The organism is Shewanella sp. 5S214, from assembly GCF_041439795.1.
GTDB lineage: Bacteria > Pseudomonadota > Gammaproteobacteria > Enterobacterales > Shewanellaceae > Shewanella > Shewanella vesiculosa.
Map to the genome: position 1 here is coordinate 95,753 of NZ_JBGOOV010000004.1, position 15,324 is coordinate 111,076.

A 15,324-nucleotide genomic window follows, 5' to 3' on the forward strand; every position below is an offset into this window, starting at 1 on the left:
TCGACAGCAACTTGATGACCTAACGATAAGCAATGGGGCGATTAAAGGTGTGATTTATGCCAGATAAAACGGCTTTTAAAATAATGTTCAATTGAGTGAATAAACTTGAACTTTGAAGACTAACTAGCCACAAAAAAAAGCCGTCTTTTGTGACAGAAGTCTGATCATTTATAGGATTTACGTACATTTATCTGAGTATTTATTGAAATTAACTGTATGAAATGATGTGACAAATATCGCAATTACATCAATCTTGACCACTATTAATTACAAAGAATAAGGAATTAAAGCGTGAAGATAGCAGGATCACAGATTTTATAAGATTTTCTGCATACACTTTAGCCATTATGTGAAGTATTGAGGCAGTTGGTATGCAATTGGGCCATTGCAGGTTTGATAGCGATAAAGGTGAGCTGATCAATCAGGAAAGTGGTCTGGTGTGGTCTCTTCCCAGAGCAGAGTTACATGTACTGAGATTATTAGTCGAGTATCAAGGCAAAGTCGTTGCTAAACCTATATTAGAGTCTGGCCATAAAGACGGTTCACATCTTAGTTCAGCGTCTGTTGCCAGAGCTATTTTTACATTGCGCTCATTTCTTGGGCCGCAACATGAAACACTTATTGAGACAGTAAAAGGCCAAGGTTATTTGCTCAGACATCACCGTGCCCGCAAAGAAACCCGTTACCAACGAAGACGTTTTACCATCAAATCTTTACCAGTATTGCTGGTTGTCATAAGCCTTTTTAGTGTATTGCTGCTTAGTCTATGGTGGTTTAATCGGCTTGGGCCCTCAATCAGTCCGACTATGCCGCTGAGTATCGACACGGTAACCTTGGATTCTGGTCAGGAAGTTGAAATGATTTTATATTCGCCCTCAAACACCAATAATGAGTTGTTGATTGCTCAAGGGCAGCTGCTCACTCAGAGTCTATTACATTGTCATGAGACAGTATGGAATAAAGTCTTTCTATCTTTATCTCACGATAAGCAGGTGCTGAACATTACCTTCAGAGGCGACTATTTTGGCCAGTCGATTATTCGTAATATCAAAATTAGCGATTTGCGCCAACCCAAGAGTTTTATCAATCCAGAGTGGCTCAAACAGGTGAGTATTTGTGATTCGTCACCAGTCCAGATCGCCTCTTCGCATCAATCTTGGAGGCGTTAGCATAATGGCAAGAAAAGGGTTATGGCTCATCAACAGTGTTATTTTGCTGTGTTTACTGGCTTGTATTGGGACTATTTACTCGCTCACATCTAAGGCGCCAAACTTTATGCTGAGTTGCAGTTCCGAACTGTTTAATCATCAAGCTGGCGAGGCAGACCATAATCATTACTTATTAGTTGATTTGGTCTCTAAAGATGGCTTGGCGCAAATTAACTATCGTTATTTCGATTTGTCCGGTAATTCAGCTGGAACGTTAGCGATGACAGGAAAAGTGAACCGAATTGATACTCAAAGGCAAATATATGATATTTCAGTGACCACTAAACAAGAGTATTTAGGCAGTAAAAATGTTTATAAACCAGAGCATTATGAGTATCTATCGTATGTTAGTGGCATTAATTTAAATAAGAACGGTATGCATTCATTAACTATTCAGGTGCTAGAACGTGATGAGGCAAAAGACTATGCAGTGGTATTGTTTCAGCCTAGTAATACCGTATGTGGGTGTCGTTTGGTCAATTAAAGCTAATCTAACAGGCCGAGACTTAGTATCGGCCTGTTAGATTAGGTGTTGTATTTTTTATACTTTTATCGAATTTAACCTTACTTTTGGGGTGTGCGTTAACTCACCAACGGGCAAAATAGTACGCCCGTATTCGGCATTCAACACTTGCGCCATCGCAAAGTAAATAGCGCTTGCACCACAGAAAATACCTTCAAATCCGGCAATAGTGCCAAGCAATGCATTATCAGTAAAATCGCGCGCAGCCAGTAAGAAAAACAATATGGTTAATGAGCCAAATATTACTTGTTTTGCTCGAGGGTAGCGTAACGAACCCACAAACATAAAGGCTGTAAATGTGCCCCACAGGGTTAAATACCAGCCCATAAAGTGTGCTGGACTGGCCGCTGCCCCCATATTAGGCATTAAAATAATCCCCACTAAGGTTAACCAAAATAAGCCATACGAGGTAAATGCCGTAGTACCAAAGGTATCGCCCCGCATAAAACACATTATGCCGACAATCACTTGGCCAATGCCTCCGTAAAAGATCCCCATTGCGAGGATCATCGAGTCAATGGGGAAATAGCCTGCATTATGAATGTTGAGCAGTATGGTGGTCATGCCAAAGCCCATTAATCCTAATGGTGCAGGATTCGCTAATTTTGTAACCATGATGTTTCCTTAATGGAAAAATATAACGACCAAATAACGTCGCTAAAGATTAATTTGTACCCCGATTGGGCAAGGCGCGCATTTTAGAGAAAGCTTCAGCGGGTAGCAATAAGTGACAAGGGAGCCATCATGTTAGTAGTAAGATAGATATTATTATTTAAAAACAATAGCTTAGTATTGCCTCGTACGACAAGTGTGTTAAGTATATTAATATGTGAGTAATAAATTATTTAAATTCAATTAGATACAGAAAACACCTTCAACTGGTGTGATATTATTCAAGTCGTTGCTATTGCTGTGATGGGCCTCAAATATAAGGCTAAACTGTTGTCAAATCACCTAATGAAGTCGTTACTGCAGCAGGCTAATTTGTGACGTAAGCAACACTAACTGATTAAGTTTGTAGCGGCTTGCAAAAACAATATTTACTGCAAATTAATCGTTAACCTCTACTCGAATTAACGAATAGGATAAATGCGCTAAAGTCAGTATCTATGACCTATTTTGTATCAAACGTGTGATTTGTGCCCCAGACCACAGACTAAATTTCTACTGCTAGTTAGTCTGTGGTGAGGTGTTAACTAAAACTACATCAAATAGGCCAACATTATTTTGGTTTATTTATCATCGGAGGTTATATGCAGCATAAGTTTATTACGACGGTCTTAGGGACTTTACAGCCCAATCTTTTGCAATCACTTGCTCAGGTAAGCCGTGAAATTGGCGCAAGTTGGGAGACCAGTAAAGTCATTAAACTCGATGGGCAATTTGTTGCAATGATGCGGGTGATGATAGATGCAGATAAAGAAATGCTATTAAAACAAACATTAGAGCAGAAGTTTAGCCAACTAACCTTTGTCTATGCTGAATTTGAAAGTGAATCGATACATTTTTCTCAAGAGTGTAAGCTCACTTTAGATTGCAGTGACCGTTCAGGGTTAACTCATGATATTAATGAAATTTTAGCGGATCTTGATGTCAGTGTTGATCACCAAGAATGCTACCGTGTGCAAGTAACCAGTTTAGGCAAAACGGTATATAGTGCCAAGATGACGTTAAGATTACCTGAGAATGTAACCATCGCGTTGTTAGTCTCTCAACTTGAAACCTTAAGCGACAATATTCGCATCGGCATAGAAGACTAAAATATCTTGAACTAACGTCCACTATGGATTTAGCTCAAGATGTAAACCATCATATTGAAAATAAACATATAGCGAGAAAGACTGTAGCTTTTTGAACCGTACTTGGCTTTAATCACTGCTTTGGCCTTGGGTTAAGGCAGTGATGCTTTATTGACGGCATTGACGATTTTATTGGCTGTGTCGCCATCAGCTAGGCTGCCAATGACAACCTGGTTGATGAGACTCTGCGGCAATTACACCGTTGGACGGTGCAAATCAAAGCGTAATTCTTCAGCAATACCATAATAAGCCGATGGGCCGCCGGCTCTAAATACCGGATCTGCTAATGCGGTTTGGTAGATACCTTCAGCGCTGAGTAAGTGCTTGTCAATGTGCACTGCCACAACCTCTCCGAGCACTAACCAGCTATCAATTTTGTCACCATTTGCTGCCGTTAGTTGGATGCATTGCGACAGTTTACATTCGAAGCTAACAGGACTTTGTGCAATAAGATCGGCCTTAACAATATTACCTGCTATTGGCGTTAATCCGGCAAATTCAAATTCATCAGTACCATGAGGAAGTGCGGCAGATGTTTGATTCATTTGCACTGCTAGGTTACGGGTAGTGAGGTTCCACACAAATTCGCCAGTTTCAACGATATTAGCCACGCTGTCTTTCCAACCGACACTGGCAAAACCGATAATTGGCGGATCATAGTTAAAACAGTTAAAGAAGCTATAAGGTGCAAGGTTGCGTTGGCCCTGAGCATTACGAGAAGAAATCCACCCTATTGGTCGCGGGCCTATAATGGCATTGAGTGGATTATGTGGCAGACCATGGCCTTTGCTTGGTTCATAAAAGTAGCGGTTATCAGTACTCATATCTTACCTTGTTTTATTGTTAAACGTGTCTGATGGTATCAAGTAGGTTAATGGCAATAATATCAGTAAATCAGCCCCATTAAATTCATACTATCAGATCCATATGATGACTTTATTAGCCTAATGGTGACCTTTACTATCACGGGTTAAATGCCGTCCATAGTAATCGCAAACCAACGATGATCATTAAGCTAAGAATAATTTTTTTAAACTGTTTTTCGTCAAATTTATCCTGGATGCGTAGTCCCAATTTTACGCCAATCCAAGCGATAGGCGCTAATGATGCCGAGATTAATAAATTGCTCAGGTTAATTTGCCCCAACATACTATAGGGAATTAACTTAACTAAATTTATCACCGCAAAAAACACTACGGCAGTTCCCAAGTATTCTGTTTTAGCTAAACGCAGTGGGATCAGATAGGCATTTAATGGTGGTCCTCCCGCATGGGCAACAAAGCTGGTAAAGCCTGCAATGGTGCCGCACATTCTACCCATTAGCGCGGATGGTTTTCGTTGTGACCATTCACCTAATGTGAGGCCGTAGATGCCAAACCCTAATGAAATCACGCCAAGTATACCGCGTAAGTATTGTTCATTAAGTTGATCAAATAATAGATAAGCCACCACAATACCGACGATAGCAGCAGGCAATAAAATCCACAGTTGTGCTGTATTTTGTTTCCCCCACCACGAGCGTACACTTAAAAAGTCCATATAAACGAGCAAGGGTAGCATCACTGCCGCAGCGGTTGCGGGGCTAATTGCTAATGCTAATAACGGCACAGTTAACCCGCCAGCACCACCAGCAAAACCTGATTTTGATATACCTGTGATTAATACTGCTGGAATAGCCACTAACCAAAATAATGGATCTGTTAACACCGACACTCCTGTGCCAATCATGATTATTGGCAATTAATAGTAGATAGTTAGAATTGGCAATTTGGATTATTAGGGAAAGATAATATCACTGCCTAATGGTATATGCTCAGCTGGTGAATAGCATATTTAATCTCAACTTAGGAGAAATGCGCGATGATCTAATTGAGCGAATAGTTACCCTAGGGCGATATTGTACTGATCAATAATTATCTATTTACCCTTGTGGGTGCAATTAATTTATTATGATGTGAGACAATAATGTTGGTTGATTTTAGTTTTATGTTGAAAAGCGTTATTGCCTGATATCCTATTGCAAAATAACGTGATAATTTACGAATAAATGGAATTCACATCGTTAATGGAGGAACAATGCTGGCATTTTTGAGCGCTCATGGAAATGTGCCTTTTTCAATTGCACTGGTAATAGTGATCATGTTGGGCACATTTGAGCTTATCGCAATGATTGCTGGTTTAAGCATTTTTAGCGCGTTAGATAACTCGTTATCAGTCGATATCGATACTGATGTCGATATGGAGGCTGAAACGTCTATCACCGGCATGACAGGTTTATTGGGCTGGTTGTGCCTTGATCGTTTACCGCTGCTTATTTGGCTGGTGTTGATATTAAGTAGTTTTGCGATTGCAGGCTATGTGATTAACTTTACTAGCTTACAAATCTCAGCAGGACTACTGCCGCAACTTATCACTGTGCCTATCGCGTTTATTATTACGCTTATTTCTAGTCACTTCCTTGGCAATGCTGTTGCTAATATTCTTCCTAAAAATGAAACCTCGGCTATTTCTGTTGACTCTCTTGTCGGTTGCGTCGCAACCATTACTCAGGGGCGTGCAGTTAAAGGCATGCCTACAGAGGCGGTGGCACGTGACGAATTTCAACAAAAACACTATGTATTAGTTGAGCCAGAACGCCTAGGCATTGAATTTGTCCGAGGCACGGAAGTTGTACTGTTAGCTCGCAAAGGCAAGGTGTGGACGGCTACACAAATTTAGTTAACTTAATAATAATCACTCTATATTCTCAAACGGTCATGCCATTGCATTGTGCTGACATGATCGAATTACTCTGTTGTATTTAAAAGGACATTAAATGGAAACCTTAACAAGCTTTGATTCTGGAAGCAGCTTTATCTTATTAATTGCAGGCCTAGTTATATTAGGTTTGATTGTAATAGGGCTTATTTTTGCCAAACTGTATAAACGCGCCAGCAAAGAAATGGCATTTGTGCGAACAGGCTTTGGCGGTGAGAAAATCATTAAAGATGGTGGCGCAATTGTGCTGCCAGTGCTGCACGAAACGATTTCGGTCAACATGAATACCTTGCGTATTGAAGTCGAAAAAAACCAGAAAGATGCCTTGATCACCAAAGACAGAATGCGTGTGGATGTAAAAGCCGACTTTTATTTACGAGTTGCGCCGAATGCCGAAGGGATTTCTATGGCGGCACAAACTCTAGGCACTCGTACTAATCGTGTTGAAGAACTGAAAAAATTAATGGAATCAAAGTTTGTCGACGTATTACGTACCGTGGCAGCCGAAATGACCATGACCGAAATGCACGAGCAGCGCGCTGACTTTGTTCAGCGAGTGCAGAATAATGTCGCCAACGATCTTGAGAAAAACGGTTTAGAACTCGAATCTGTTTCGCTGACGGGCTTTGATCAAACTGACTTGCAATTCTTTAATGAAAATAATGCTTTTGATGCCGAAGGTCGGGCACGTCTAGCTAAAATTATTGAAGAAAAACGTAAAGAAACCAACGATATTCAACAAGAAAACCGCATTAAAATTGAACAGCGTAATCTTGAAGCAGAAAAAGAATCGTTAGAGATTGAAAAGTCGGAAGAAGAAGCACGCCTCGCGCAGCAACAGTCACTTGAATTTAAACGTGCCGATCAAAAAGCTGAAATCATTAAACAAAAAGAAAACAAAGCCCGCGAAGAGCGTGAAGCCGAAATTGCTAAAGAGCGCGCAATTGAAACCGCTGAAATTGAAAAAACCAAAGACATCGAAACCCGTGAAATTGAAAAATATAAGTCTATTGAACAATCACGCATTCAGCAGCAACGCGATATCGAAGTATCAGAACAAGACAAACGCATTGCCGTAGCCGCTAAGTCAGAAGAAGAGTCTGCTGCCCGTGCTCGCGCCGCAGAAGCGGAAAAAACTAAGGTTGAAAAAGAAGAAGCAGTGATAACTGCGCGCCAAACTGCTGAAGCTAATCGTCGTAAAGACATCGAAGTTATTGACGCCCGCAAAGAAGCTGAGCGCGACGCAGTGGGTGTTACTGTTAGAGCGGAATCAGAAAAAATTGCCGCGGAAGATAGAGCGAGTGCCATTTTAATTGAAGCGCGTGCCAGTGCAGACGCTAAGATGCTCAAAGCCTCAGCCGATGAGAAAATCTATGCAGTAGAAGCGGCTGGTAAGCGGGCGCAGTACGAAGCTGAAAACGTACTGAGCAACGAACAAATTGCCTTACAAAGATCATTAGCGATATTAAAAGCCTTACCTGACATTGTCGCACAAGCGGTTAAACCACTGGAAAACATTGAAGGCATTAAGATTTTACAAGGCTATGGTACGGGTAATCAGTTTGGTAATGGTGAGAGTAACCCATCGCAAGGTGGTATTGCTGAGCAAGTGACAACCGCGGCATTAAATTATCGTGCCAATGCGCCTGTTGTCGATGCCATGCTGCGCGAGTTGGGGCTAGTTAATGCAGAGTCAGGTAATTTAAACGACTTACTGACAGGCAATAATACACTGACATCTGAAGCGATTAATGCCATTCAATCGGCCAAAACAGACTTTAGTGTCGATGAAGTTACCCCTGGGGTTAATCCAGCCCAATAAGCTGATTACCCTGAGGGTTTACATAACAGAGTGTTGTTATCTTGCCCTATTAATAATAAAAAGCGTCAATAGACGCTTTTTATTATTTACCTGACTGATGAGCATCACACCGTGATAAACCATAAATCAGTAACGCGGGTAAAATGGCTTTACTTTAACTTTGTGATACCAATTAACACGCAAATGATACCCCCTGCCATTCCTGCCCATGCTTCTATCGGTGTATCACCACTTAATGCCCTAGTAAATTGAGAGCTCGCTGAATCATAAATATTGTAGCCCCACAAAGCTAAAAAAATACCCGCAATGACAAGCACAATTCCGATAATTTTATTATTCATTCTTACTCCAGACTCTGATGACGTTACCCTTGATGGACCTAGTTGAATAGACCAATGTTAATAGCCTCTATTATTAGCCATAAGACTGACGCTGCAAACGAAAAACGGACATTTAAAAGGTACATTTACAGATAGTTTTCGTTAATGAGCAGATAAATGCTCGCGTGTATCGAGTTATTGTCGTTCAAATAATACTGCTATAAGCTAAGTCATTGCTGGCTGTATCAATACCTCTATAAATGATTTTGGTGATTTCTATTGTGGTTTAAAGGCATTAAATTCACCTCTGATTTTTTCTATTCGCTCACGATTCACCCCAAAATCAGAACTGCCAATACGCGAAGCTGATCTAACATGTATGGTTATTTTATCCGCTGCGGTTGATGGGAAGTAAAACTCCACATCATCGACAAAGCGCATTATCTGCGAGGTAAACTCTACGCGAATATAATCGTCCTCAACCACAACGATATTGGCACGCTCTGCAGTCTTGAGTATGTGTAACAGGCGCACTTGTGCTTGCAGCTGGGTTCCGCTGAAATACAGCGGTGCAATAGCATGCTCTTCATCTGCGGAGGTTTGTTGGCTATTAACGCAGTTTGGCGAATTAGGGCAGGGGGTCAATTGGCTATTATTGATGCCTAAGGTCGGTACAGTGCCAGAGCAGCCCATTAACAGCATCATGCTGAGTGTAATAATTGAAATCTGTTTGTACATTATTAATATCCTTTTATTTATTTTCACGGTGACCGTAACTTAATACTCGAGTTATTTGCCATTTGTCGTCTACTTTACGCCAAACCATGACAAAGTCAGCTTTACCTTCGCATTGGTTGGTTTTATTGTGACAAAAGATATGTTCCCCTTCGGTAATCGCCCCAAAATATTTAATCGGGTGGACGTTAAAAGAGCCCTCAACCAGCTTTCGAGTGTAATGGCCACAGGCATTATTTTTCGTATTGGCGATCATGGTGTCACGATCCCAGGTTACTCCGCCATTATCATGATAAAACTCGACATCAGTGGCAAAGTAGCTCGCATGTTTCTGCAGTTCTTCAGGGTTTTCACAATGATTAAATGAGTCAAACACCGCGGTATCAAGCGCTTTCATTTGGTCAGCTAAGCCGCCATCATCTGCAACCGATGACATCGAAACCAAGGTTAATAAAACTAAGTAGATTTTTTTCATTACTATCGACTCCTTGAGAGTAAGTCACCTGAACTCAGGATATGTACTAATGTTGAGTTCGGACAGCATAACATTGAGCTTAATATTATTGGCCGGCTAACATCGCCGCCAACCTTTAGGTCATTAACATAATGGCTTTTAGGTTAAGTAACGATAGCCTTTTATGACAATTTACAGGGGAAAGAGGCTGATTTAATGACGGTAGGTTTTTTAAGATGAGTTAAGTCATAAAAAAACTGCCGATGAGCATGGATTATCGGCAGTTGATTTTTATTCAATAAAGCTTTGTCAGCTCGGCATTACTGCTCGGCTTTTACATCACGTAGCGATGCAGCTGCTTTGTCACCAACATCATCAATAACTGTGTTATGTGAGTTGTGAGTCTCCGTCAGGCGACGCATCAGCGGTAATACGGCAAGGGCGATAAAGGTACAAACCACGGCTGCGATACCCAGTTTATTAAATAGGCTGGTATACACAGGTAAGGTTTGCAGTGGATCAACTAAATCTTTCGGCACACTGGCGAAGTTAGCGACCACACCGCCCAGATACTGAGAAATACCTGAGGCGACGAAATAGGCTCCCATCATAAAGCCGCCCATACGTGCTGGCACGTAGCGGGCAATCATCGCAAGACCAAGGCCACTCACCAGCAATTCACCTAAAGAATATGAGGCATAGCCCCAGATCATGATCCATGAAGAGGTTTTACCATTGATGGCAAATTGATCGGCAAAGCCATAGATAAAGAAGCCGATAGCCACTACTGCAAAACCGAGGGCAAATTTCGCCGCGATAGAGAAGTCTTTATTATTGCGACCCGCCCACGAATAACTCCACGCAAGTACAGGGCTTAAAACCATGATCCATAATGGGTTTAATGCTTGGAACTGGGCTGGCGACCAAGTCCATAAATGAGTACCAAAGAATTGGAAATCCCAGTCCACATTACGCAGGGCAAACAACGCTAATGAAGTCGACATTTGCTGATAGAAAATAAAGAAGAACACGGTTTGCACTGTGAGGATCAGCGCTGCAATCAGTCCTGCTCGTTCACTGGTTTCGCTGGTGCGGATCAAGTGAAAGAAGATTGCCAATACCGCTACACCAGCGGCGTAAACGAAGACACGGGCAACCGCTTCATATTCAAGAATAATGGCCGAAGCGACAACCGACAATGCAGCTAGCGCCAATACGATGGCAAGGCTTTTTTTGTTTACTGGGCGCGTATCAGGCTCTGAACCAAAGTGGGCTAAACTTTTACGCATGAGTGCATAATTGCCTAAACCTACCAAAATACCGACACAACACACGGCAAAGGCCGCATGCCAGCCAAATTCGTTACCATACTCGGCATTAACGTAATCTTTAATCCAAGGTGTTAATAACATAGAGAAGGTCGAACCGACGTTTACCGCCATATAATAGATGGTAAATGCACTGTCGATTTTAGAATCATCACCTTCGTAAATCTTACGAACTAAGTTACCGGCATTTGGTTTGAACAGGCCGTTACCGACTACAATCACACCGAGTGCTGAAAACATAAACCAAGTATTTTCAGTGGGTACGGCCATCAGCGCATAACCCAGAGACAGAATTCCTGCGCCCAGCAGCATAGTGCGTTTAGTGCCGAGGATCTTATCCCCAACCCAGCCACCAATCGCCGGTGATACATAAATGAGCGCCGCACAGGCACTCCACACTAAGTTCGCGCGAGAGTCATCAAAGCCAAGTCGCTGCACCATAAAGTACACAATCAGCGCTTGCATGCCGTAATAGCCAAAGCGTTCCCATAATTCAATAAGGGACACAGTCATAAATGAATGTGTTTTACTTACCGGAGCAGTCCCAATAGTCATATCGCTTGCTTCCAACATTGTTGTTTTAATATTTGAGCTCAAAAGTATAAGGCGATAACCAAAGCAAACCAATGGTAGATAATGGTAAAAACAGATTTTGTTACAAATCAACTTTTCAATTTCAGTTAATCTTAAGGTTTTTGTTGATTCAATTTTAATAGATAGAAACTTCTGGACTCAAATGGCTCAATCCAAAAAACAATGTTCACAACTGAGCTCTCTCGATAAATGTGGCGGAGGGATAGCTTACTTACATAAAAAGGAACCCATGGGTTAAAAGTCCTATCTTTCGCCAAATGAAAAAAGGCTCATCATTGCTGATGAGCCCTTCGTCTTTAATGCGGCGAATAGGGGGAGGTGTTTCCTATTTCCAAGACGCCTGTATACGTGGGCGGCAGGGGTATTGAATGAGTAAATTGTCTATCTAATGTCGCCATAAAAATGATGTTCAGTCAGAAATGCTAAAGCTGAATCATAGTGATAGTTATTGAGCCATAGTCTCTTGTTATGTGTTGTTTTCTGGGAGTTCTTTGATTACTACAAAGTAATAAACAAAATACCCTATCTAGGATATAAAAAACGACATTAGAAACCAAATTACTTTCTGTGCACCTTTTGCTTTCTTAGAAACTAAAGCTAGTATCCAAGGTAACATCCATATTATAAAAACAGGAATAATCAAAATTTGCCAAATACTTATACCTCCCATAAAAACTCCTTTTTAATTGAAACTACAAAAAACATAATGCTTAAAGCAGCTGCACGGTGCGCATCAGTTGCCTTTACTTGTTAGTGTTTGTCCAGCTTTTGCATCAAGGCTAAAAGCTCATTTACAACTAGCTCAGGTTCATCCACCTGAACAAAATGGCCACTTTTTTCTGTCAGAACAGTTTTCCCCTGTGGAAATGCACCAGCCCAAGTTTGCCACAGTTCCCCCCACATTTTTCTGCCTTCATCGGTAAAAAACAAGTTAGCAGGATTCTTTGTTTTCCTGACCGAGGCAATAACTGTTACGGGTATATCTTTGATCTGTGGATAATCAGGAAGCGGTCTTTTACTCCAAAAATCGAGATATTGGTTTGACATACCATTAGCCATATCATCTAGCTTGATTTGAGCAATTTCTCGGTTCGCTTTTTCTAAATCAATGGCCCGCAATATATCAACATCATGTTCAGAGGACGGATCTAACAATAAGAGCGCTTTTATTTGTTTTGGATAAGCAGTTGCAAAGTCTCTTGCGATGTTGCCACCATATGAATGAGCGACCAAAATGACAGGCTGTTTAATATTCAAATTAACTAAAAGTTCACTAGCGTAGTCTGCATAATCATTCGACGTAAAATGACGCTTAATAACTGTTGATTTGCCATTACCAACTCTAGAATAGCGAATGACCGTTGCATGCTCTGCTATTCGGTTGAAAACAGTATCCCAATCAGACATGCTTGCACCACCACCAGCTTCCAATAAAACGGTATGCTTACCCTGCCCAGCAACTTCGTATTCAAGTTGAAACTCATTAACGCTAATCAGGTTAGGTTGTGCCGCTATTGAGAACGATAATGCAATGCCAATTAATGAAATGAATTTCAAATCTGCTCCTCAAAACTCTAACGCCCACTTAAGTGGACAAAAAATGTTGGCTATAATGTGGAGCGAAGTGAAGCGTAACCAACTGTTTTATTACGTTAAAAGTGCTTTTTAGGTGAGTTGCGCATAATCTACTATATGACGGTAACGAGCTAAAATATCCGGATATTTGCGTAACCGATCTTCAACATCAAAAGCATTCCACCAAAGTATTGTATTTTGCTCTTTTCTATCTCTTTGACGCTCTAACATTTCTGTTAAATCACGTGTAATTTGGGTATTGACAACCAACATGTAACCTTCAGGTCGATAATTAAATATCGTACTTGGCATGTCTACATCAGATATACCTATTGAAGATTTTTTAGAGTGTCTTAAGTTTGTTTTACACTGAATAATCATTTTTCCGAGTTTGTTAGATTTATCTCCTTTATAAACTCGATTTTCATGGTGGAGCATATCGTATTCGCAAATCAAATCTCGACCATTATCTCCTTGATTCGTGGGGGCAACTTTCTTAACATTAAACACCCATGGTTCACGATCTAAGAGTTCAAGAATTAGGTCCTCAAACTCTCCACTGGCTTTACGATCTATAATATTCCACTCAAACTTTTGATCACCAAAAAGTAGAGAAATTTCTTTTTGTTGACGTAGCCGTATCAGCTCTTTTTCTTCTGCGACAGATTCTAAGCCACAGTTGGTGTACTTAATTAACACATGATGGTCACTAATAAAAAGAAGCTGATTTTCTTGCGATATAACCTTTAAGTCTGAAGCATCACCCAACTTCACTATAAGATCTTTAGCAAATACCTCATCCTTAAATGAAATAGTTGTGCGTATATCATTTATAATTTGAACGTTTGAGCCAACTCCAGCAATCTTATCTCCAGTATCATTTTTAGTAACAATATCTTTAAGAAACCCTGCAATATGTGTACTTTTAAAAACTGAAAAATCTCTAGAGAAACTACGAAAAAATAGCCATTTAGGATTCATACGAATATTGGCTACGTAAGATTCATCCTCACCTATTAAGTCTCTTATTTTGTCGACCCAAACACTGAGTTCTGGAGAGTCAAAAGAGAAATCTTCAGGGCAATAGCTCACGGCCCCCAAGATATTTCCTTGATACATATGGAACATATAGAGATCCATTAAGATATTGAAGAAACACTCAAAGTCTTGTTCGCTATTTTTCCTAATACGTTCATTTAAAGGCTGGGCTGGAAACCAGTACATCCCGTATAATTCGTCTTCGATTCCACTGAAATCATTTTGCTCACCTAGAAATCGAAATGAACTCAAGCCTCTAGATTTTGAAATAGCGGTAAATACTGTTGGCACAATTGCATGTAAATCAGTAACTTCTTCTATTCTTGTCTGTCGATAGTAGAAAACTGGTAGCAATTTTTCATCATCAATATCCTCTAGGAATATTCTCCATTGAGGACAACAATCTAAACCTATGAAAACTTGATTTTTATTGCGCCTTGTAACGCTATAGCCAACTTCTTCTATGCGCTCTAAAAATTCTTCAATCATAATTATCCAATATCAGCAGAATTATAAGATTCACCTAACAGCTTATTGAACGGCTCGCCCGATAAAGTCCGCTATTCAAGTTATTGATTTATATCATCCTACGTTCCCTATGTCTTTGATGTAAAGTGATAAAATACTCTCAACATTCCAAAATAAACCGAGGTTGCGCGTTAATGCTGTTCATAAAAACAAGCGATAATATTTATTTGTAATATTATCAATCAATTATACTTTTCGAAATAAATCTACATTACGACTTTAGGCTTACCTAATGAGTTGTTTGATTTTACTTAAGCAAAATCTATTTATACCTGTATATAAAATCAGCTCATTCGGTTAAGCACAATCTAGCCAGTAAATAATGGTTTATATAGAAAAGCACCTCAATACTTCGAGTAACTATTTCGCAATAAATAAAGTCAGCATGTATGCCTCAGCGATTACACTGAATTACATTTAGGAATGCGGCATATAGCGTTAAATGAATACATAAACTATGTATAGAATGAATTAACACAAACTGAAAACATTAAAATTCTCGTGTAATTACGCAGTAATCAAAAAAGCTGATTCTATAACGAAAAAAGGCTCATCATTGCTGATGAGCCTTTCGTCTTTAATATGGCGGAGGGATAGCGATCTTTTATAAATAGGAACCTTGGGTTCAAATGTTACAGACACA

The 15,324-nt window shown here is 40.3% G+C and carries 14 protein-coding genes; 5 read left to right on the top strand and 9 right to left on the bottom strand.

All coding sequences use genetic code 11. From position 1 onward, the window contains the following. Positions 1–371: 371 nt before the first annotated feature. Positions 372–1,169, top strand: a complete 798-nt coding sequence (locus tag ACED29_RS03815; protein ID WP_371697080.1) for a transcriptional regulator — start codon at positions 372–374, stop codon at positions 1,167–1,169. Positions 1,170–1,173: 4 nt separating this feature from the next. After that, the gene (locus ACED29_RS03820; RefSeq protein ID WP_182696817.1) at positions 1,174–1,692 is read left to right on the top strand and encodes a hypothetical protein; all 519 of its coding nucleotides are present in this window, start codon (positions 1,174–1,176) and stop codon (positions 1,690–1,692) included. Between the two features lie 57 nt (positions 1,693–1,749). On the opposite strand, the gene ACED29_RS03825 is transcribed toward ACED29_RS03820, so the two are convergent. Next, on the bottom strand, positions 1,750–2,346 hold the full coding sequence (locus ACED29_RS03825) for an acetate uptake transporter (protein WP_371697081.1): 597 nt from the start codon (positions 2,344–2,346) through the stop codon (positions 1,750–1,752). Positions 2,347–2,984: 638 nt separating this feature from the next. On the opposite strand from ACED29_RS03825, the gene ACED29_RS03830 reads away from it, so the two are divergent. Then, positions 2,985–3,491 carry a glycine cleavage system protein R gene (locus tag ACED29_RS03830; protein ID WP_371697082.1) on the top strand — a complete coding sequence of 169 codons (507 nt, stop codon included), beginning with the start codon at positions 2,985–2,987 and terminating at the stop codon, positions 3,489–3,491. Positions 3,492–3,724: 233 nt separating this feature from the next. On the opposite strand, the gene ACED29_RS03835 is transcribed toward ACED29_RS03830, so the two are convergent. Both ACED29_RS03835 and ACED29_RS03840 read right to left on the bottom strand, forming a co-directional pair. Continuing rightward, complete coding sequence (locus tag ACED29_RS03835; RefSeq protein WP_182696815.1) at positions 3,725–4,354, bottom strand: flavin reductase family protein; 630 nt, start codon at positions 4,352–4,354, stop codon at positions 3,725–3,727. Between the two features lie 139 nt (positions 4,355–4,493). After that, positions 4,494–5,237, bottom strand: a complete 744-nt coding sequence (locus ACED29_RS03840) for a sulfite exporter TauE/SafE family protein (RefSeq protein ID WP_371697083.1) — start codon at positions 5,235–5,237, stop codon at positions 4,494–4,496. Positions 5,238–5,606: 369 nt separating this feature from the next. Between ACED29_RS03840 and ACED29_RS03845 the strand changes: the two genes are divergently transcribed. Beyond that, positions 5,607–6,248, top strand: a complete 642-nt coding sequence (locus ACED29_RS03845; protein ID WP_371697084.1) for a YqiJ family protein — start codon at positions 5,607–5,609, stop codon at positions 6,246–6,248. Between the two features lie 97 nt (positions 6,249–6,345). Continuing rightward, entirely contained in the window at positions 6,346–8,109 is a 1,764-nt protein-coding gene (locus ACED29_RS03850; protein ID WP_371697085.1) for a flotillin family protein, read from the top strand. A gap of 149 nt (positions 8,110–8,258) precedes the next feature. Here ACED29_RS03850 and ACED29_RS03855 read toward each other — a convergent pair whose 3' ends face one another. From ACED29_RS03855 to ACED29_RS03880, 6 genes are all read right to left on the bottom strand, one after another. After that, positions 8,259–8,450 (bottom strand): DUF3185 family protein, encoded by a 192-nt coding sequence (locus ACED29_RS03855; RefSeq protein ID WP_124015207.1) that lies wholly within the window; start codon positions 8,448–8,450, stop codon positions 8,259–8,261. A gap of 255 nt (positions 8,451–8,705) precedes the next feature. Beyond that, positions 8,706–9,167, bottom strand: a complete 462-nt coding sequence (locus ACED29_RS03860) for a DUF1499 domain-containing protein (protein WP_371697086.1) — start codon at positions 9,165–9,167, stop codon at positions 8,706–8,708. Positions 9,168–9,180: 13 nt separating this feature from the next. Continuing rightward, entirely contained in the window at positions 9,181–9,639 is a 459-nt protein-coding gene (locus tag ACED29_RS03865) for a nuclear transport factor 2 family protein (RefSeq protein WP_371697087.1), read from the bottom strand. Positions 9,640–9,938: 299 nt separating this feature from the next. Next, the gene (locus ACED29_RS03870) at positions 9,939–11,501 is read right to left on the bottom strand and encodes a peptide MFS transporter (RefSeq protein ID WP_371697088.1); all 1,563 of its coding nucleotides are present in this window, start codon (positions 11,499–11,501) and stop codon (positions 9,939–9,941) included. A 789-nt stretch (positions 11,502–12,290) separates the two neighbouring features. Further along, the gene (locus ACED29_RS03875; RefSeq protein ID WP_371697136.1) at positions 12,291–13,088 is read right to left on the bottom strand and encodes an alpha/beta fold hydrolase; all 798 of its coding nucleotides are present in this window, start codon (positions 13,086–13,088) and stop codon (positions 12,291–12,293) included. Positions 13,089–13,205: 117 nt separating this feature from the next. Then, entirely contained in the window at positions 13,206–14,642 is a 1,437-nt protein-coding gene (locus tag ACED29_RS03880; RefSeq protein ID WP_371697089.1) for a hypothetical protein, read from the bottom strand. Between the last annotated feature and the right edge of the window lie 682 nt (positions 14,643–15,324).

Coding starts and splice junctions, on each gene's coding strand:
- ACED29_RS03815 (WP_371697080.1), top strand. CDS start 372: ATGCAATTGGGCCATTGCAGGTTTGATAGCGATAAAGGTGAGCTGATC.
- ACED29_RS03820 (WP_182696817.1), top strand. CDS start 1,174: ATGGCAAGAAAAGGGTTATGGCTCATCAACAGTGTTATTTTGCTGTGT.
- ACED29_RS03825 (WP_371697081.1), bottom strand. CDS start 2,346: ATGGTTACAAAATTAGCGAATCCTGCACCATTAGGATTAATGGGCTTT.
- ACED29_RS03830 (WP_371697082.1), top strand. CDS start 2,985: ATGCAGCATAAGTTTATTACGACGGTCTTAGGGACTTTACAGCCCAAT.
- ACED29_RS03835 (WP_182696815.1), bottom strand. CDS start 4,354: ATGAGTACTGATAACCGCTACTTTTATGAACCAAGCAAAGGCCATGGT.
- ACED29_RS03845 (WP_371697084.1), top strand. CDS start 5,607: ATGCTGGCATTTTTGAGCGCTCATGGAAATGTGCCTTTTTCAATTGCA.
- ACED29_RS03850 (WP_371697085.1), top strand. CDS start 6,346: ATGGAAACCTTAACAAGCTTTGATTCTGGAAGCAGCTTTATCTTATTA.
- ACED29_RS03855 (WP_124015207.1), bottom strand. CDS start 8,450: ATGAATAATAAAATTATCGGAATTGTGCTTGTCATTGCGGGTATTTTT.
- ACED29_RS03860 (WP_371697086.1), bottom strand. CDS start 9,167: ATGTACAAACAGATTTCAATTATTACACTCAGCATGATGCTGTTAATG.
- ACED29_RS03865 (WP_371697087.1), bottom strand. CDS start 9,639: ATGAAAAAAATCTACTTAGTTTTATTAACCTTGGTTTCGATGTCATCG.
- ACED29_RS03870 (WP_371697088.1), bottom strand. CDS start 11,501: ATGACTATTGGGACTGCTCCGGTAAGTAAAACACATTCATTTATGACT.
- ACED29_RS03880 (WP_371697089.1), bottom strand. CDS start 14,642: ATGATTGAAGAATTTTTAGAGCGCATAGAAGAAGTTGGCTATAGCGTT.